Genomic DNA, 19,100 nt, shown 5'->3' on the forward strand with positions numbered 1-19,100 from the left:
CCTCCTGGGCTGTCGTGGAACCGGCTAAGACGGTTCTAACAGGTCTTCGTGCCGACACGCAACCGGCTAAGGTGGTTCCATGTCCGCCGAATACCCCGACTTCCGCCTCGGTAGCGTGCTCGCGACCAGCTTCACGGCGACCTTGACGGAGCGTCAGGGCGACGCCGTGGAGCGCATCCCCGTGCCGCACCGGCTCGTCGACTGGCTGGCGGTGAACGGTCTCGCCGTGGACTCCTGCACGACCGCCCAACTCGACCTCGCCCAGAAACTGAGGGAGTCGATCCACGCCGCCGCGACGGCGGCCGCGACCCAGAAGGCCCTCCCCGCGTCCGCCGTGCAGGTCATCAACGAGTGCAGCGTTCAGGGGCGGGCGGCGGCCGTCCTGACGGCCGAGGGCGCTCGGCGATGGCAGGTTTCCCGCGCGGAAGACGCCCTCGGCGTGATCGCCGCCGACGCGATCAGCGTCATCGCGGGCGAGCGGGACGGGAAGCTGGCTCTGTGTGCGTCGCCGACCTGTCAGGCCGCTTTCTTTGACACCAGCCAAAGTCGCACCCGGAGATGGTGTGACATGAACACTTGCGGGAATCGCCAAAAGAAGGCGCGCTTCCATGCCAATCAACGCAAGAATCCCAGGCCTGGCGGGTGATTGTTCTTTGCATTTAGTCGACTAAATGCGGTAGCCGACGACAGAGGGACGTGGCCAATTTCGGCAACGATTCGGATATCGCGCCGGGCAGCGGTGCCGCCTTGGCGAAAACGCTCGCCAGCAGCGAAATCACTTGTTCGGCGTTGCCCTGCGGACGACCTGTCGCATTTAGCCGACTAAACGCGCAGCTGACGGTTCGGTGTTGCGCCGGGTAGCGGTGCCGTCCCGGCGAAATCACCCATCAGTGGTGAATGCGCGGATTGCTTGTCGCCTAAAATTACGAACACTTGTTCGATTGATTGCGGTATTATTGTGGGGTGTCCGAGACCTTTGTTCCCGAGTTGCCGCAGGAGTTGTGGCGCGCTGGCAAGCTGGAGCTTGCGCATGGCGTGCAGCAGTTCCTGCAGGTGATGCGGGTCGCGTCCGCTGGTTTGGGGCGGTATTTGGCGGAGGTCGAGTCTCGGGGCGCGAAAGACTTGTATGGCTATGGGTCGACGGTGGCGTGGTTCGCTGAGGTCGCGGGGTTGAGTCAGGGTGAAGCGCGGCCGTATGTGAAGCGTGCAATCGATCTGAACCCGACACGTGCCCTGGACGGCACGGAGATCCCGGCTTTCGCGCCCGCCACCGCTACTGCGGCGGCGGAGGGTGCGATCGGGGAGGAACGGATCAAGCAGCTCGTGGAGATCCTGCGGAAAATCCCGGCCGAGGCGTCTGTCGAGGATCGGGAGACCGCGGAGAAGATCCTCGCCGACCTGGCCCGGAACGCCGGTCCCCGGCAACTCGCGGAAGCCGAGGAAGGCCTGCTGGCCTGGCTCGACCCGGACGGCAACGAGCCGAAGGATCCCGAACCCGCCCAGCCCCGCCGCGAGCTGACGGTGGAACGCCGCAAAGACGGCTTCTGGACACTGAACGGTCTGCTGGATGACGAGACCGGTGCCCGCACCGCGGCCGCTCTTGAGGCGTACGCCAAGCCTCGCCCGATGGACGAGTTCGGCCAAGCCGACCTCCGCACCAAAGCCGAACGCCAGGGTGACGCCTGGGCTGATTTGCTCGACTTGGCGATCGCCTGCCCGGACCAACCCGGCACCAGCGGCTACCGCACCCTGATCCACATCACCATCGGGCTCGACGAACTGAAATCCGGCCTGGGTACGGCGTGTGTGGACTTCGTCGGCAAGATGACCGCCCGCGAAACCCGCATGGCGGCCTGCGACTGCCTCATGCTCCCCGTCGTGCTCAACGCCGCAGGTGAGCCCCTCGACGTGGGACGGCTGAGACGGTTCGTCACCCCCGGCCAACGACGCGCCTTGAACATCCGGGACAGGGGCTGTGCGTTCCCCGGCTGCCATCGACGGCCGAAGAACTGCCACGCGCACCATATTCATCATTGGGCGGACGGTGGACCGACAGACCTCCGGAACCTGGTGTTGCTGTGCGGCTTCCATCATCGGCTGATCCACCACGGTGATTGGGAAGTCCGGATGGCGTCGGATGGGTTGCCGGAGTTCATCCCACCCCAATACCTGGATCCGCTACGAAGACCCCAGCGCAACACCCACGTTTGACCCGAGGAGCCCGCCAGCCACACCGGCGACGGGCCCCCTCGGCATGCCCGCATCACCCAAACCCGGGCACCTACCCGCGCCCCGAATCCCCCGCCGAAGTCAGATAAGCCAGCGCCATCGCGGTAGTTTCGCTCGCCCAAGCACTCCAGCTCAGACCGTCCGCCCAGAACCGGCTACTGGCGGCCCGGTGCACGCAGGAACCGATGATGGTCCGGGTCACCATCCGGAGAGCCGGCTCTCGGTCCGCCTCGACGCGAGGAAGAGCAGCCTCGACAAAGGCGTCCTGGATTGTGGCCAGCGCTTGGAGCCCGCGATCGCGCCCCTCGGCGCGCTGACCGTCGAGCAGTTCGGGAAAAATCCTGTCGTGGCGGGCGAAGGTGTGCGCCAAGGACCGGGTGAACGCGCCGACGATTCCGTCCAGCCCGGGCTTCGCCGAGTGAAGCGCTTCGCTGACACCGGTTTCCAGCTGTCCGAGCAGTTCGTCCTTCACGGCGTACAGCAGTTGGTTCTTGCCCGAGAACCGGCGGTAGATCGCGCCCACCGACATCCCCGCCTGCTCGGCGACCGCCCCGACGGTGAACTCCTCGAGGCCTTGGCTCGCCAGCACGTGCTCAGCGGCGGCCAGCACCTTCTGCAGGGACTCCCGGCTGCGAGCTTGCTGCGGCGGGCGAAAGCCCTGATCGACGGATTGCTGACTCACCGACCGCACGTTACCTCCCTCTCGGCGGGCGCCCGGACGTCGCCCGAATGCGAATGATAACTTCCGTTCGCATCTGACGAGACGGGGAGGCAGCGGCATGGTGAGCATCGAGGTACAGGGCGCCTACGTCGATTTCCCGATCTTCGACGCCAAGACCCGGTCACTCAAGAAACGTGTGCTCGGCAAGGTAGGCGGCAAGATCGGCACCGGCGCGAAAGTCCCGGTCATCGAGGCGCTGCGGGACGTCACCCTGTCGATGGGCGACGGCGATCGAGTCGGCCTGGTCGGGCACAACGGCGCCGGGAAGTCCACGCTTCTGCGGCTGCTGTCCGGCATCTACGAGCCGACGCGGGGCAGTGCGCGGGTCGACGGCAGGATCGCGCCGGTGTTCGACCTCGGTGTCGGGCTGGATCCCGAAGTGTCGGGCTACGAGAACATCCTGATCCGGGGCCTGTTCCTCGGCATGACCCGCAAGCAGATGGAGAAGCGGGTCGACGACATCGCGGAGTTCACCGAGCTCGGCGACTATCTGCGCCTGCCGTTGCGCACCTACTCCGCCGGCATGCGGGTGCGGCTCGCGCTCGGCGTGGTGACCACCATCGATCCCGAGATCCTCATTCTCGACGAGGGACTCGGCGCGGTCGACTCGGCGTTCCTCACCAAGGCGCGCGAACGACTGGTGGACCTCGCTCGCCGCTCCGGCTTACTGGTGTTCGCCTCGCACGCCGACGAACTGCTGCGGGAGCTGTGCACCACCGCGCTCTGGATGGACGAGGGCCGGATCCGCGCGCACGGCTCGCTGGACGAGGTTCTCGCGCGGTACCACGGCACGGAGAGCGCTCAGAGGAAGATCTTGACCAGCTGAAGGCCGAAGCGGCGGTGCCCGCCACCGAAACCCGACGGCTCCTCGCAAGGAAACACCCGGCCGCGACTCAGCCGACTGACACAGCTCAGCCGCTCCTCACACGCTCCGCCGCGCGTATCCGTCCAGTTCGAGCCTGGTGAACGAGAGCTCCCCCGCGTCCACGGCCCCGCAGTCCAAGCCGCGCAGCAGGAAACTCGCCAAGGCCTGTGCCGTCGCCGGCTCGTCGAGCACACCGCGCCCGGTCTGGTCCGCGTAATCCCGCAGCCGTCCCAATGCCGCCGGGAATCCCTCGCGGAAGAACGCGTAGGTCGCGGCGAAGCGGGTCGGCAGCTGGTGCGGATGCAGATCCCAACCCTGGTAGAAGCCGTTTTCCAGGGATCGCCGCACCAGCCGCAGATGTTCGCGCCAGGCCGGGAGGATCGCGTCGCCGACGGGCAGCTTGTTCGTCGAGCCGTCCGAAAGCCGGACACCGGTCCCCGCGGCCGAAACCTGCATGAGCTGCTTGGCGAAATCGGCGGCCGGATGCTCCATGCTCTGGTACTCGGCACTGATCCCGAGACCGGCGCTGTAGTCGTAGGTTCCGTAGTGCAGTCCCGAACACCGGCCGCGCGCGGCTTCGATGATCCGCGGTACCGCCACCGTCCCATCGACGTCCACAATGGACTGCGCCGTCTCGATCTGGACTTCGAACCGCAGCGCGCCGTCCGGCAGGCCGTACGCGGATTCGAGGCGTTCCATGACGTCCGCCGCCACTTCGACCTGCTCGACGGCGGTCACCTTCGGCAGCGTGACGACGAAACCTTCCGGCAGCGGCCCGCTTTCCAGCAGTCCCGTCAGGAAGAGATCGAGGGTGCGGATGCCGCGGCGCCGGGTCGCCTGCTCGAAACTCTTGAAGCGGATACCGACGAACGGCGTCCCGCCCGTGACGGCGAGGGTCCGCCCCGCGGCGAGCGCGGTGGCGTCCTCCTCGTCGTCGCCCGGCCTGCCGAGGCCGTCCTCGAAGTCGATCCGCAGATCCTCGATCGGCTCGGTCAGGAGTTTGGTCCTGACCCGGTCGGCGATGTCCGCGTCCAGGCCCAGCTGATCGGCGTGCTCGCCGAAGACCCGCAGGGCCTGCTTGCCCCAGTCCGCCACGAGCCGCGTCTTGTACCGCGACGCGGGCACGTACACGGTGTGCACGGGCTGGCGGCCGGGCGGCTCGCCGGGATACTTCGCCGCGACACGCGCGTCGGCCTCGGCCAGGCGCGCGTCGGCGGCGGTGTAGACGTCCTCGGTGAGCCGCCCGTTCCCCATCTGTCTACTTGATCCGTTCGTAGGCGGGCAGTGTCAGGAAGTCCGGGAACTCGTCGGCGAGCGCGACCTGCTCGAACAGCTCGACGGCGGGCTCCAGCAGCTCCGGCTTGATCTCGGCGGCGAGTTCGCCGCGGACTTCGGCCAGTACACCACGCACCAGTTCGCCGGTCACCTTGTCACCGGTGTCGAGCTGTGTGCCGTTCCGGACCCACTGCCAGACCTGCGAACGCGAGATCTCCGCGGTGGCCGCGTCCTCCATCAGGTTGTGGATCGCCGCCGCGCCGTTCCCGCTCAGCCAGGAGGCGATGTAGCGGATGCCGACGTCGACCGCCGCACGCAGGCCGGCCGCGGTGGCGCCGCCCGGCGTCGAGGCCGCGTCGAGCAGCTGGTCCGCGGTGACGGACACCTCGTCGCGGGTCCGGTCGAGCTGGTTCGGCTTGTCGCCGAGGACCTTGTCGAACTCCTCGCGGCAGATCTCGACCATGCCCGGGTGCGCGACCCACGAACCGTCGAAGCCGTCGCCCGCCTCGCGGCTCTTGTCCGCGCGGACCTTGTCGAGCGCCGCGGCGGTGACTTCCGGGTCCTTGCGGTTCGGGATGAACGCGGCCATGCCGCCGATCGCGAACGCGCCGCGCTTGTGACAGGTGCGCACCAGCAGTTCGGTGTACGCGCGCATGAACGGCGCGGTCATGGTGACCGAGTTGCGGTCCGGCAGCACGAACTTCTCGCCCGCGTCACGGAAGTACTTGATGACGCTGAACAGGTAGTCCCAGCGGCCGGCGTTCAGGCCGGAGGCGTGCTCGCGCAGTTCGTAGAGGATCTCGTCCATCTCGAACGCGGCCGGGATGGTCTCGATCAGCACGGTCGCGCGGACGGTGCCGTGCTCGATGCCGAGCGTCTTCTCCGAGTGGGTGAAGACGTCGTTCCAGAGCCGGGCTTCGAGGTGGCTCTCCATCTTCGGCAGGTAGAAGTACGGGCCCTTGCCGCGGTTGAGCAGCTCCTGCGCGTTGTGGAAGAAGTGCAGGCCGAAGTCGACCAGCGCGCCGACGGCCTGGCGCCCGCCGAAGGACAGGCCGCGCTCGTCGAGATGCCAGCCACGCGGGCGGACGACGATGGTCGCGTGCTCGACGTCGTCCTTGAGCGCGTAGCTCTTGCCGCCGCTTTCCAGCGTGATGCTCTCGCGGACGGCGTCGTACAGGTTGACCTGGCCGGAGACGACGTTCGCCCAGTGCGGCGTGTTGGCGTCCTCGAGGTCGGCGAGCCAGACCTTGGCGCCGGAGTTCAGCGCGTTGATGGTCATCTTGCGGTCGGTCGGGCCGGTGATCTCGACCCGGCGGTCGCGCAGCGCGGGCGGGGCCTCGGCCACCTTCCAGTCGCCCTCGCGGACCTCCTTGGTCTCGGGCAGGAAGTCGAGCTTGCCGGTGGTCCTGGCCTCCTCGCGGCGCTTGCCCCTGGCCTGCAGCAGCTCGTCGCGACGGGCGGCGAAGGCCTCGTGCAGGCCGGCGAGGAAGGCGAGTGCCTCCGGCGTGAGGATTTCGTCCCCGCGCTCGACCGGATCGCCGAGCACCTGAGCTTCAGACATGAGAAACACCCCGAGTTCAGATAAATAACGTCCCTACGGTTTTACATGACGGACTATAGTTTCTGCATAGCGGAACATCAACGCCGACGTAAGGAGCACCACGGTGGCAGCGGAGAAGAACGGGCGTGACGGCGGCGTCCAGTCACTTCAGCGGGCCTTCGACCTCCTCGAACATCTCGCGGACACCGGGGGCGAAGCCAGTCTTTCGGAGCTGGCGACCCTGTCCGGACTTCCGATGCCGACCATCCACCGGCTGATCAGGACGCTGGTGGACCTGGGTTACGTCCGGCAGAACACCAACCGCCGGTATGCGCTGGGCGCACGGCTCATCCGGCTGGGTGAGAACGCCAGCATGCAGTTCGGCTCCTGGGCGCGGCCGCTGCTCGCGGAACTGGTCGACGAGGTCGGCGAGACCGCGAACCTCGCCGTCCTGGAGCGGGACGAGGTCGTCTACGTCGCCCAGGTGCCCTCGAAGCACTCGATGCGGATGTTCACCGAGGTCGGACGGCGACTCCTGCCGCACGGCACCGGCGTGGGGAAGGCGATGCTCGCGCACCTGCCGTCCGACGACGTCACAGCCCTGCTCTCGCGGACCGGCATGCCCTCGTACACCGAGCACACCTTCACCGACCGGGACGCGCTCCTGCGTGAGCTGGCGAAGATCGCCCAGCAGGGTTACGCGCTCGACGAAGCCGAGCAGGAACTGGGCGTCCGCTGCGTGGCCGTCGCGGTCCCGGGCGCGCCGGTGCCTGCGGCGGTCTCGGTGTCCGGCCCTTCAGGACGGCTCACGATGGAGGCCGTCGAGCGGATCGCGCCCGTCGTCCAGCGGATCGCGACCTCGCTCGGTTCGACCCTTTCGCGTGACGGGGTCACCGTTTGAGCCTGGTCTCCAGACCGTCGAGCATCCTGTCCAGCCCGTAGCGGAACTTCTCGTCGCGAAGCCGCTCCGGGTCGGCCTCGACGTCGTCCTGGACGAGCCGCTCCCGCTGATGCGGATGCTCCTGCGCCGCCGCCTCGACGGCGGGGCGCAGTTGCTTCGCCCACTCACGCTCGCTTCGCCCGCTCTTCGCGACCGTCGTGAGCCAGGCCGCTTCGGTCGTCCCCATGCCGATGACGTAGGAGATGACCGCGCTGATCGCCTGGTCGGCCTCGTCGCCGGGGAATCCCGCGGTCACGAAGACGGCCAGCAGCCGTTCGTTGAGCCGCATGACGTTCGGCCCGAGATACGACAGGCCGACCGAACCGAGCAGTGAAGCGACCCACGGGTGCCGCAGGATCATCGCGCGGACACTCTCCGCCCCGACGACGGCCGCTTCGCGCCATCGCGCCGGATCTTCGCTGTCCGGTACGGCGATCTCGCCGTAGACCTCGTCGACGACCAGCTCGATCAGCTCGTCACGGTTCGCCACGTGCCGGTAGAGCGACGTCGCGCCCGCGTTCAGCGCGGTGCCGAGCCTCCGCATGCTCAGCGCGTCGACGCCTTCGACGTCCAGGATCCGGACGGCCTCGGCGACGATCTGCGCCTGACTCAACGCGGGCTGGTCCCGTTTCCGGCGGGGACGGGTCCACACCGACTGGATCGGCTGTTCTTCGGCTGACATGCCGCCCACTGTAGCGCACGACGTACCCCCTTGCGAACGCTCTCGCGTTCTGCGTACAGTGTGCGCAACAGCAGAACAACGTACGCAACCACCTCTGGGGGTAACCCGATGAACTCGACACAAGGACGCGATCCGCGCCGCTGGTGGATCCTGATCGTGCTGTGCCTGAGCACGCTCGTGCTGGTCGTGGACAACATGGTGCTGACGGTCGCCGTGCCGCCGCTGGCCGACGACCTCGGGGCGAGCGCGCAGGACACGCAGTGGATCCTCGACTCCTACATCCTGGTGTTCGCCGGGCTGCTGCTCACGTCGGGAAGCCTCGGCGACCGGTTCGGCCGCCGGAAGGTGATGATCATCGGCCTCCTCCTGTTCGGGGTGGCCTCACTCGTCGCCGCGTTCGCGGGGAACCCGCTCGAACTGATCCTGTCCCGCGCGGCGATGGGGGTCGGCGGCGCGCTGATCATGCCGAGCACCCTGTCGATCCTGATCACCGTCTTCGACGACGCCGAACGCCGCAAGGCGATGGCGGCGTGGAGCGCGGTCGCGATGCTCGGCCTGATCGGCGGCCCGGTGCTCGGCGGCGTGCTGATCGCGTGGTTCTGGTGGGGCGCGGTGTTCCTGATCAACGTGCCGATCGTCGTCATCGCCGTGCTCGCCGCGCTCACCCTGATGCCGGAATCGAAAGGCCCGTGGCAGAAGCCCGACCCGCTCGGCGCGATCCTGTCCGCGACCGGGATGGTCGCGCTGGTCTGGACGATCATCGAGCTGCCCAAGCACGGCATCACCGAGGCCGGAACCCTGATCCCGCTGGTGATCGCGGTGGCGAGCCTGACCGGTTTCGTTTTCTGGGAGCGGCACACGCCTTCGCCGATGGTCCCGCTCAAGCTGTTCAGCAAGCGCAACTTCAGTGGCGGCAGCCTGTCGCTCACGCTGGTGCAGATCGGCAACGGCGGACTGCTGCTGCTCCTGACCCAGTACCTGCAGTACGTCCTCGGCTACACCCCGACCCAGGCCGGCCTCGCGTTCATCCCGATGGCCATCGCTTCGCTGCTCTGCAACACCCTCGGCGCGACGCTGGGCCAGAAGGTCGGCAACCACGTGCTGGCCGCGGCCGGGATGACCGTGATGGCCGCCGGATTCGGCCTGCTCTCGACGCTGTCGACGACCTCGGGTTTCCTGCTCCCGGCGATCGCGCTGTTCCTGCTCGGCGCCGGCGGCGGGCTGGCGATGCCGTCGGCGATCGCGGCACTGATGGGCGAGGTCCCCGAGGAGCAGGCCGGTGTCGGCTCCGCGCTCAACGACACGATCCAGCAGCTCGGCGCGGCGCTCGGCATCGCGATCCTGGGCAGCATCGTGTCCAGCCTGTTCACCGCGCAGATGCCCGCTTCCGCCCCGGCGAAAGCCCGCCTCTCGATCGGTGACGCCTTCGCTACCGGTGACGGAGGCCTCATCACCGCGGCGCGCGAGTCGTTCACCTCGGCGATGTCGACGACGTTCCTCGTGAGCGCCGTGGGCGTGCTGGCCGCGGCGGTGGTCGCCTTCGTGGTGATGCGGGACAAGAAGACCGCTTCGGCCGGGACCGGCGAGAACGTCCCTGTCACGGTCTGACCAAATGCTATGAAAGTCCCCTTCATTGCAAATTTTGCAATGAAGGGGACTTTCATAGCACTCACTAGCTGCTGAGCAGGGCTTCCACGAAAGCGCCCGGTTCGAACGGGGCCAGGTCGTCCGGCCCCTCGCCAAGACCGACCAGCTTGACCGGCACCCCGAGTTCGCGCTGCACCTGGAAGACGATGCCGCCCTTCGCGGTGCCGTCCAGTTTGGTCAGGACGATGCCGGTCACGTCGATGACCTCCGAGAACACGCGGGCCTGCATCAGCCCGTTCTGCCCGGTGGTGGCGTCGAGCACCAGCAGCACCTCGTCCACCTTCGCCTGCTTCTCGACGACTCGCTTGACCTTGCCGAGCTCGTCCATCAGGCCGGTCTTGGTGTGCAGACGGCCGGCGGTGTCGATCAGGACGGCGTCCACGCCCGCCTCGGTGCCGCGTTTGACGGCGTCGAAGGCGACCGCCGCCGGGTCTGCGCCTTCCTTGCCGCGCACGACCTCCGCGCCCACCCGCTCGCCCCAGGTCTGCAGCTGGTCCGCCGCGGCGGCACGGAAGGTGTCGGCCGCGCCGAGCACGACGGTGCTCCCCTGCGCGACGAGCACCCGGGCGAGTTTGCCGGTGGTGGTCGTCTTGCCGGTGCCGTTGACCCCGGCGACCAGGACGACGGCGGGCTGCTTCGCCCCGTCGACGATGTGCGGCAGCGCGCGGACGGCCCGGACGGCGTCGGTCGAGAGGGCGGCCGTCAGCACTTCCTGCAGGACCGTGCGCGCCTCCTCGGACGTCCGCACGGCGCGGCGCTTCAGTTCGTCACGGAGACGCTCGACGATCTCGGTGGTCGTCGCAGCGCCCAGGTCCGCCATGAGCAGCGTGTCCTCGACGTCCTGCCACGAGTCCTCGTCCAGGTCGCCTGCCCCCAGGAGGCCGAGCAGGCTCTGCCCGAACACCGAACGGGACTTGCCCAGCCTGCCGCGCAGCCGCTCCAGGCGCCCGGTCGCCGGGGCGATCTCTTCCACCGGCGCGGGAGCGGCTTCCTCGGCCGGTTCGGGAAGTTCGACGTCGCGCACCGTGCGCTGCGCGGAATCCCTCGGCACCGCCGCGTCGTCCCCGACGGCGGGCTGGCCGTCCGTCTCGGGACGGTCCTCGACCGGGTGCTCGGGTTCTTCGGCCTCTTCGGTCTTCTCACCACCGGGAGCCAGCGCGATCCCGCCGGTCGCGGTATAGCCGCCGCCCTTCGGCTTCTGGCGCTCGACGGCCTCGGCAGCCTGGGATTCGTCCAGGCTGATCCGGCGGCGGCGCGCGATGAGCAGCCCGGTCACCAATACGGCGACCAGTACCACGACGGCAACGACAACGATCCAGAACCAGGGGGTGCTCGACACGGCGCCAATCCTCGCATCCGCACACGGCCCGACGTAGACGCCCCACGGGAAGCAAGCCGATCTTGTCAAGCACCCACTGGATAGGACTCATTTCGGACAAGAAGAAACGGTGTCGCTTGCGCGGTCTCCGGCACGAGGGCTAGACCACTCCGAATGACGGTTTTCTCCGGCACTGGGGTCCGGATGATCGGACTCATCTCCGGCACTTCGATCGACGGGATCGACGTGGCGGCCGCCGAACTGCGCGCCGACGGGGACACGGTGGTGCTTTCCCCGCTCGGCCAGTTCGAGGTCCCCTATCCCGAAGCGCTTCGCGATGCCCTGCTCGGCGCCCTCCCGCCGAATCCCTGCAGCGCCGAACAACTGACGAAACTCGACACCTTGGTGGGACAGGCGTTCGGCGAGGCGGCGGCACGCGGCATCGAGGAACTGGCCGGCGGCGAGGCCGACGTCGTCGCCTCACTCGGCCAGACGGTGTTCCACTGGGTCGAGGACGGCACCGCCCGCGGCACGCTGCAACTGGGGAACGCGGCGTGGATCGCCGAGCGCACCGGACTGCCGGCGGTGGCCGACCTGCGCGTGCGCGACGTCGCCGCAGGCGGGCACGGCGCACCGCTCGCCAGCACCCTGGACGCGTTGTGGCTCCGGGAAATGGCGGCCTCCGGACCGGTCGCGGCGCTCAACATCGGCGGTATCGCGAACATCACCGTCGTCCCCGCCGGCAACGCCGACGTGCTCGCCTACGACACCGGCCCCGGCAACGCCCTGATGGACATCGCCGCGCACCGCGTCACCGGCAGGCGCGCCGATGTCGACGGGGCGCTCGCCTTGCGGGGCAACGTCCGGCCCGACCTGCTGGCGAAGCTGCTGCTCGACCCGTACTACGCGGCCGCGCCGCCGAAGTCGACCGGCAAGGAACTGTTCCACGGCGAGTACCTCGACACCGCACTCGACGGGCTCCCGCCGGTCGGCGCGGAAGACCTCTTGGCGACACTGACCGAACTGACCGCGGTGACGATCGCCGCGGAATGCCGTCGCCACACCATCGCCACGCTGATCGTCTCCGGCGGCGGCGCCGACAACCCGGCGCTGATGGCCTCGCTCGCCAGGAACCTTCCCGGCACGGCGGTGAAGACCAGCGACGACCACGGACTGCCGCGCGCGGGCAAAGAGGCATACCTGACCATTCTGCTCGGCTGGCTGACCTGGTCCGGCGTCCCGGGGAACCTCCCGTCGGCGACCGGTGCCCGGGGCGACCGGCTGCTCGGCAGCATCACCCCGGGCGCGGGCCCCCTGCGGCTCCCTGCCCCGCATACCTCAACCGTGACCCGGCTACGGGTGGCGGCGACGACCGGCGAGCGATAGGAGATACGGATGCGCGCACTTGACCTCGCGATCATCGGGCTTTTTCTGGTCGGCATGCCCCTGCTGGGCGTCTGGATCGGCGGTAAACAGAAATCCGGCTCGGACTACTTCGTCGGGGAAGGCAAGATCTCCTGGTGGGTGGCCTGCCTTTCGGTGGTCTCCGCGGAGACTTCCACCCTCACCGTGCTTTCCGTGCCGACGGTGGCCTACATCGCCGCCCCCGGCGACGGCGGGATGACGTACCTCGCACTGGCGATCGGCTACATCGCGGGCCGGATCGTGGTGTCGATGGTGCTGTTGCCGCGCTACGTGGCGGGCAACCTGGTCACCGCGTACGCCTTCCTGGGCAAACGGTTCGGCAGCGGACTGCAGGGCACCGCGTCGGTGACCTTCCTGCTCACCCGCACGCTGGCCGACGGGATCCGGCTGTTCGCCACCGCGATCCCGATCAAGGTGGTGATGGCGGCCTACGGTCTGACCGTCTCGTACTGGACCATCGTGATCGGGCTCGGGATCGCCATGGTGCTCTACAGCTTCTTCGGCGGGGTCCGCGCGGTCGTCTGGGTCGACGCGATCCAGATGCTCTGGTACATCCTCGGCGCGGTCGTGGTGATCTGGGCGATCTCCAGCAGGCTGCCCGACGGCTGGTTCGGCAAGGCCGTCGACGCCAACAAGTTCCAGATCTTCGACTTCTCCTCGAACATGCTCACCGGGCAGTACGCGTTCTTCACCGCGGTGATCGGCGGCGCGGTGCTCTCGATGGCGTCGCACGGCTCGGACCAGCTGATCGTGCAACGCCTGCAGTCCACCAACGACCTGCGCGCCGCGCGGAAGGCCTTGGTCGCCAGCGGTTTCGTGGTGTTCATCCAGTTCGCGCTGTTCCTGTTCATCGGCGTGCTGCTGTGGGCGCTGTACAACGGCCTGAACCCGACCAAGCCGAAGCCGGAGGGCCTCGGGCTGGCCAACAAGGACGAACTGTTCGCGAACTTCATCGTCAACGATCTGCCGAGCGGGTTGTCGGGCTTCGTGATCGCCGGGATCCTCGCCGCCGCACTGAGTTCGTCGCTCGGCGCGCTGGCCTCGTCCACGGTGACCGACGTCTACGAACGGGTGATCGGCAGGCAGCTGCCCGAAGCCGACAGGCTGCGGCACGGCCGGATCTGGACGATCGTCTGGGCGGGCGCGCTGATCCTGTGCGCGGGTTTCTTCGCCTCCTCCAACAAGACCTCGGCCGATCCGATCGTGGTGCAGGCGCTCGGTATCACCGGCTACACCTACGGCGCGCTGCTCGGCGCGTTCCTCCTGGGCCTGTTGTTCAAGCGGGCCAGGCAGGTGGACGCGATCGTGGCGTTCGTGTCGACGGTGGTCGTGATGGCGTTCATCATCCTGGGCGTCAAGTTCAACAAGCCGGACGGCAGCCTGATCGGGGTCGACTTCAGCAAGGCGTCGGGGAACACGGTGGCGCTGGCCTGGCCCTGGTACACGCTGTGCGGCGTGGTGATCACGCTCGTGGTGGGCGGGTTGCTCTCGCTGCGGCACAGCAGCGCGGACCCGCTCGCCGAAGAGGACGTGAAGGAGCCTTCGTCGGTCTAGCGCCCCGGGATGTAATGAACGGGACTTTCCTTGCAAATTTTGCAAGGAAAGTCCCGTTCATAACACGCGTCAGGCCGGAACCGGATCCTCTTCCGCGGTCCGGAGCCGCTGCGAGATCACCTTGGTGATGCCGTCGCCCTGCATCGAAACGCCGTACAGGGCGTCGGCGATCTCCATGGTCGGCTTCTGGTGGGTGATGATGATCAGCTGCGAAGAGTCCCGCAGCTGCTCCAGCAGCCCGATCAGCCGTCGCATGTTGGTGTCGTCGAGCGCGGCCTCGACCTCGTCCATGACGTAGAAGGGCGAAGGCCGGGCGCGGAAGATCGCCACCAGCATGCCGACGGCGACGAGCGACTTCTCACCACCGGAGAGCAACGAGAGCCGCTTGACCTTCTTGCCCGGCGGGCGCGCTTCGACGTCGACGCCGGTGGAGAGCAGGTCGTTGGGCTGCGTGAGCACCATGCGGCCCTCACCGCCCGGGAACAGCACGCTGAACACGGTCTCGAACTCGCGCGCGACGTCCTCGTACGCCGACTCGAAGACCTCGAGGATCTTCTCGTCGACCTGCTTGATGACGGCTTCGAGGTCCTTGCGGGTGTCCTTGAGGTCTTCGAGCTGGGTCGAGAGGAACTTGTACCGCTCCTCCAGCGCCGCGAACTCTTCCAGCGCCAGCGGGTTGACCTTGCCCAGCAGACTCAGGTCCTTCTCCGCGCGCTTCGCCCGGCGAGCCTGGGTGTCACGGTCGAAGGGCATCGGCGGCGGCTGGGTGACGTCTTCGCCGCGTTCCTTGGCGGCCTCGTACTCCGCCATCTCCCCCGCGCTCGGCGGCACGGGGATGTCCGGGCCGTACTCGGAGACGAGGTCCTCGAGGCCGATGCCGAAGTCCTCGGCGATCTTGGTTTCGAGCTGCTCCAGGCGCAACCGCTGCTCGGCGCGAAGCACCTCGTCGCGGTGCACGGCGTCGGTGAGCTTCTCCAGCTCGCCGGTCAGCTCGCGGACCTTGCTGCGGACCTGGGTCAGCGCGGTCTCCCGCGACTGCCGCTGCGCCTGCGCCTCGTCCCGTTCGTGGGCGGCGCGCTGCACGGAGACCTCGATGCGCTCCAGCGCGATCTCGCCGCCGTTGACCACCGCGTTGGCGATCTCGGCGCCGCGTTTCCTCGCCGCCCTGGACTTTTCGGCGCGTTCACGGGCCTGCCGCTCGGCGTGCGCGGCGCGGCGGAGCGATTCGGCCTTGCCCTGGATGCTCCGCGCGCGCTCTTCGGCGGTGCGCAGCGCGAGCCGGGACTCCATCTCCTCCTGGCGGACCGTGCCGAGGTCTTCGGCGGCCTGATCGCGCTCGGCGGTGTCCGGATCCTCGTCGATCTCCTGATCGGCGACGGCGGCCAGCCGCTCTTCGAGTTCGGCGAGCTGCCGCAGCGCCTCTTCGCGGCTCTGCTCGACCTTGGCACGCTGGTTGCTCAGCCGGTCCATCTCGGCCTGCGCGGCACGCGCGGCCTGCTGCATCCGGTTCAAGCGCTCGGACGAGCGGGCCTTGCGGACCTTCGCGTCCCCGAGCGCGTCCTTGGCCCTGCCGACCTCTTCGCGCCGGGCCTGCTGTCCGGCGCGGGCGCCTTCGAGTTCCGCGGCGGCGCGTTCCAGCGCGCGTTCGGCGGCGTGCAGCCGGTCGCCCGCCTCGTCGACGGCGGCCTGGATTTCGATGACGCTCTCGCTGCGGGCGGAACCACCGACCGCCCAGCGGGCGCCGAAGACGTCGCCCTCGGGCGTGACCGTGCTGACCTCGGGATACACCTCGACGAGCCGCCGCGCGGACTCCAGACCGTCCACAATGGCCACCCGGTCGAGCGCGTGCTCGACGGCGGAGCGCAGCGCGGGCGGCGCCGAAACCACTTCGCGTGCCCAGCGCGCGCCCTGGGGCAGCGACGGCCAAGCACTGGTGTCCACAACGGACTCGAGCCCGCCGAGCAGAATGCCCGCGCGGCCGGAGTCGTTGTCCTTCAAAAACTTCAACGCGGCGAGCGCGTCGGCGCCGCCGTTGACCGCGACCGCGTCGGCGACCGGGCCGAGCGCCGCGGCCAGCGCGACCTCGTGACCCGCCTCGACGGTGAGCAGCGCGGCAACCGAACCGAGCAGTCCCGGCAGTTCGTGCTGCGCGCCGAGCAGCGCCCCGGCGCCGTCCTTGCGGCGCAAGCCCATCGACAGTGCCTCGACACGCGCTTTCTCCGACGCGATCTCGCGCTCGGCGGTCCGCTCGGCCTTGACCAGTTCCTCGACCCGCGCCTTGGCGGCGTTGTTGGCCTCCACCGTGCGGTCGTGGTGGGCCTGCAGGTCGACGTCGTCGGATTCTTCGACGCCACCCTCGGCTTTGGCCTCTTCGAGTTCCTCGACGGCGATCTCCGCGCGCTCGGCGGCCTCTTCGAGCGACACGGTGAGCCTGTCGATCTCGTCGGAGGTGGCGCCGTTCTTGCTGCGCAGCGCCTCGACCTGACCGGCGAGCTTCGCCAGCCCTTCCCGCCTGTCGGCGATGGCGCGGACGGCGGCCATGTGCGCGCGCTCGGCGGCCTGGACGAGGTGTTCGAGCTGCTCACGCTTCTGGACGGTCTCCGAAAGCACCATGCGTGCCTCGGCGACGGCCTCGTTGAGCTCCTGCTCCTGCTCGGCGACGTGCTCGGCCTCGGCGAGCAACTCGTCGGGGTCGCGGCCGGTGCTCGCCTGCTGCACGTCGGACGACAGGTGCCGCTGACGCTCCAGCGCGAGCCGCACGGTGCCGCGCAACCGCTCCGTCAACGCGGAAAGCTTGTACCAAGTCTCCTGGGCCGCGGCCAGGCGCGGCGCGTCCTCGGCGAGCGAGGCCTCGAGCTCGGCTTCTTCTGCGGCGACGATCTCCAGCGCCTGCTCGACCTCGGTACGGCGCTGACGGGCGACCCGCTCGTCGGCCTCTTCCTTGGCGAGGCCCGAGCGCTGGGTGACCAGGTCGTGGGCGAACAGCCGCAGCCGGGCGTCGCGCAGTTCGGACTGCACCCACTGCGCCTTGCGGGCGATCTCGGCCTGTTTGCCCAGCGGCTTGAGCTGGCGGCGGAGCTCGGTGGTGAGGTCGCCGAGGCGGTCGAGGTTGCCCTGCATGTTCGCGAGCTTGCGCAGAGTCTGTTCCTTGCGCTTGCGGTGCTTGAGGACGCCCGCGGCCTCTTCGATGAAGGCGCGGCGCTCCTCGGGCTTGGATTCGAGGATCGCGGAAAGCTGCCCCTGCCCGACGATGACGTGCATCTCGCGGCCGATACCGGAGTCCGACAGCAGCTCTTGGACGTCCATCAGACGGCAGCGGTCGCCGTTGATCTCGTACTCGCTCGCGCCGTCGCGGAACATCCGGCGGGTGATCGAGACCTCGGAGTACTCGATGGGCAGCGCGCCGTCGGCGTTGTCGATGGTGAGCGTGACCTCGGCGCGCCCGAGCGGGGCGCGGCCGGCGGTCCCGGCGAAGATGACGTCCTCCATCTTGCCGCCGCGCAGGTCCTTCGCGCCCTGGGTGCCCATGACCCAGCGGAGCGCGTCGAGGACGTTCGACTTGCCGGAGCCGTTCGGCCCGACCACACAGGTGATGCCCGGCTCGAAACGCAACGTCGTCGCCGAGGCGAAGGACTTGAAGCCCTTGAGCGTCAGGCTCTTCAGGTGCACGTCGTGCTGACCCCTCTAGGCTGCGGGAACCGGTCGTTCAATCGGGCCAGGCTACCTGTGCGCCCAGGGTGATCGTGGGACGCGGGGGCTTCAGCGCTCCACGAACCCGCGGATCCCGCCTTTCGCCGGCGACCAGCGCTCGACGACGCGATCCACACTACCGGGTGATTCTCCCGACCGTAGAGCGGTCAAAAGCCGCTCACAGTGTTCACGGACACCCTCCGCTACCACCTCGACACGTCCGTCGGCCAGATTGCCCGCGCTGCCGACAAGCCCCAGCTCAAGCGCCCTACTGCGGGTCCACCAGCGGAAACCGACACCCTGGACCCGGCCGTGCACCCACGCGGTCAGCCTGATGTGCGTTTCTTCCTCACTCACGACCCCTATCGTGCACCATCCGAATGAACGCGGAGGGTGAACACAACGTTCGCCGTCGTTCGCAGACGGTGAGGCGGCGGTGATAATCTCCGCGCCGGGTCCCCACTTTGGGCTACCTCGCCCGGGTAGCCGGAGACGGCGCGCTGTTTCTCTCATCAGCCGTTTCAACTCCCCGAAGTCCCCCATCCGAGGAGCCAGCACATGCCCCGTCCCGACGGGTCTGATTCGAGCGCACGAGTGTCCGTGGCACCCCCGCGCGGCGCCACCGGCAAGCTCAACCGCGCCGGCTACGCCGTACTCGGCGTCAGCGGCCTCGTGGTGGCGACGGCCTTCGCGGCGATCGCCGAACTGGCGGGCCCCGGCGTCTCGGCCACCGCGGGCGGCACCGGCGTCCCCGGCGGGCAGGGCACGCCCGCCGGTGTCCAGCTGGTCCCGGGCAACGCCGTCCCCGGCGGCCCGATGACCGTCAGCGGCTCGCCGGTCCCCGGCGCGTCCTCCAGCTCCACCCCGCCGCCGACCACGGTGACGTCGGTCGGCCCGGACGGCAAGGAGACGACCAGCGTCGTCACCCCGCCCCCGGTGGTGCCGCCGAACCCGGGACCTGGGCCCGGCCCCGGTCCGGGTCCTGGACCGGATCCCTCGCCGACGAAGCTGCCGCCGTCCTCGACGAAGACGACGCCGCCGACCACGCCTCCGCCCACCACGACGCCGAAGCCGTCGACCGAGAACCCGCCGACGACCACCACCGGCGGTGGCGGTTCCAGCTCCAGCGGCGCCCCGGACTCCTCACCTGGCCGGTCCAGTGTCTCCGGTACCGACACCTCCACGAGCACGGCTCGGTAGGCCTCACCACGTGA

At 68.8% G+C, this 19,100-nt stretch carries 15 protein-coding genes; 8 read left to right on the forward strand and 7 right to left on the reverse strand.

The genetic code is table 11. From position 1 onward, the window contains the following. The first annotated feature begins 79 nt into the window (after positions 1-79). Both ACZ5IK_RS10090 and ACZ5IK_RS10095 read left to right on the forward strand, forming a co-directional pair. Positions 80-646 (forward strand): CGNR zinc finger domain-containing protein, encoded by a 567-nt coding sequence (locus ACZ5IK_RS10090; protein WP_465487404.1) that lies wholly within the window; start codon positions 80-82, stop codon positions 644-646. 317 nt (positions 647-963) lie between these two features. Further along, complete coding sequence (locus tag ACZ5IK_RS10095; protein ID WP_465487405.1) at positions 964-2,211, forward strand: HNH endonuclease signature motif containing protein; 1,248 nt, start codon at positions 964-966, stop codon at positions 2,209-2,211. Between the two features lie 70 nt (positions 2,212-2,281). Here the strand turns inward: ACZ5IK_RS10095 and ACZ5IK_RS10100 are convergent, their stop codons facing one another. Then, complete coding sequence (locus ACZ5IK_RS10100; RefSeq protein WP_465487406.1) at positions 2,282-2,911, reverse strand: TetR/AcrR family transcriptional regulator; 630 nt, start codon at positions 2,909-2,911, stop codon at positions 2,282-2,284. Between the two features lie 97 nt (positions 2,912-3,008). Here ACZ5IK_RS10100 and wzt point away from each other — a divergent pair, with 97 nt between their 5' ends. Then, the gene (wzt, locus tag ACZ5IK_RS10105; RefSeq protein ID WP_465487407.1) at positions 3,009-3,776 is read left to right on the forward strand and encodes a galactan export ABC transporter ATP-binding subunit Wzt/RfbE; all 768 of its coding nucleotides are present in this window, start codon (positions 3,009-3,011) and stop codon (positions 3,774-3,776) included. Between the two features lie 96 nt (positions 3,777-3,872). Here the strand turns inward: wzt and ACZ5IK_RS10110 are convergent, their stop codons facing one another. Together ACZ5IK_RS10110 and aceB are read right to left on the reverse strand one after the other, a co-directional pair. Then, positions 3,873-5,069 (reverse strand): DUF6986 family protein, encoded by a 1,197-nt coding sequence (locus tag ACZ5IK_RS10110; RefSeq protein WP_465487408.1) that lies wholly within the window; start codon positions 5,067-5,069, stop codon positions 3,873-3,875. A 4-nt stretch (positions 5,070-5,073) separates the two neighbouring features. Next, a complete protein-coding gene (aceB, locus tag ACZ5IK_RS10115) occupies positions 5,074-6,651 on the reverse strand; it encodes a malate synthase A (protein ID WP_465487409.1) in 1,578 nt (525 codons plus the stop codon). Positions 6,652-6,754: 103 nt separating this feature from the next. Between aceB and ACZ5IK_RS10120 the strand changes: the two genes are divergently transcribed. Next, positions 6,755-7,531 carry an IclR family transcriptional regulator gene (locus ACZ5IK_RS10120; protein WP_465487410.1) on the forward strand — a complete coding sequence of 259 codons (777 nt, stop codon included), beginning with the start codon at positions 6,755-6,757 and terminating at the stop codon, positions 7,529-7,531. Here ACZ5IK_RS10120 and ACZ5IK_RS10125 read toward each other — a convergent pair. After that, a complete protein-coding gene (locus tag ACZ5IK_RS10125; RefSeq protein WP_465487411.1) occupies positions 7,521-8,252 on the reverse strand; it encodes a TetR/AcrR family transcriptional regulator C-terminal domain-containing protein in 732 nt (243 codons plus the stop codon). The genes ACZ5IK_RS10120 and ACZ5IK_RS10125 overlap by 11 nt on opposite strands. Positions 8,253-8,360: 108 nt before the next feature. On the opposite strand from ACZ5IK_RS10125, the gene ACZ5IK_RS10130 reads away from it, so the two are divergent. Beyond that, complete coding sequence (locus tag ACZ5IK_RS10130; RefSeq protein WP_465487412.1) at positions 8,361-9,860, forward strand: MFS transporter; 1,500 nt, start codon at positions 8,361-8,363, stop codon at positions 9,858-9,860. A gap of 64 nt (positions 9,861-9,924) precedes the next feature. Here ACZ5IK_RS10130 and ftsY read toward each other — a convergent pair whose 3' ends face one another. Beyond that, positions 9,925-11,238, reverse strand: a complete 1,314-nt coding sequence (gene ftsY / locus ACZ5IK_RS10135; RefSeq protein WP_101609694.1) for a signal recognition particle-docking protein FtsY — start codon at positions 11,236-11,238, stop codon at positions 9,925-9,927. Between the two features lie 153 nt (positions 11,239-11,391). Between ftsY and ACZ5IK_RS10140 the strand changes: the two genes are divergently transcribed. Both ACZ5IK_RS10140 and ACZ5IK_RS10145 read left to right on the forward strand, forming a co-directional pair. Next, positions 11,392-12,603 (forward strand): anhydro-N-acetylmuramic acid kinase, encoded by a 1,212-nt coding sequence (locus tag ACZ5IK_RS10140; RefSeq protein WP_465487413.1) that lies wholly within the window; start codon positions 11,392-11,394, stop codon positions 12,601-12,603. Positions 12,604-12,612: 9 nt separating this feature from the next. Then, positions 12,613-14,196 (forward strand): sodium:solute symporter, encoded by a 1,584-nt coding sequence (locus tag ACZ5IK_RS10145; protein ID WP_410605686.1) that lies wholly within the window; start codon positions 12,613-12,615, stop codon positions 14,194-14,196. Positions 14,197-14,265: 69 nt separating this feature from the next. Here ACZ5IK_RS10145 and smc read toward each other — a convergent pair whose 3' ends face one another. Both smc and ACZ5IK_RS10155 read right to left on the reverse strand, forming a co-directional pair. Then, the gene (gene smc / locus ACZ5IK_RS10150) at positions 14,266-17,865 is read right to left on the reverse strand and encodes a chromosome segregation protein SMC (protein ID WP_465487414.1); all 3,600 of its coding nucleotides are present in this window, start codon (positions 17,863-17,865) and stop codon (positions 14,266-14,268) included. 90 nt (positions 17,866-17,955) lie between these two features. Further along, a complete protein-coding gene (locus tag ACZ5IK_RS10155) occupies positions 17,956-18,243 on the reverse strand; it encodes an acylphosphatase (RefSeq protein WP_101609697.1) in 288 nt (95 codons plus the stop codon). Between the two features lie 243 nt (positions 18,244-18,486). Between ACZ5IK_RS10155 and ACZ5IK_RS10160 the strand changes: the two genes are divergently transcribed. After that, the gene (locus ACZ5IK_RS10160; protein ID WP_465487415.1) at positions 18,487-19,086 is read left to right on the forward strand and encodes a hypothetical protein; all 600 of its coding nucleotides are present in this window, start codon (positions 18,487-18,489) and stop codon (positions 19,084-19,086) included. The last annotated feature ends 14 nt before the right edge of the window (positions 19,087-19,100 follow it).

The sequence above is a fragment of the Amycolatopsis sp. NPDC031561 genome (assembly GCF_055580625.1).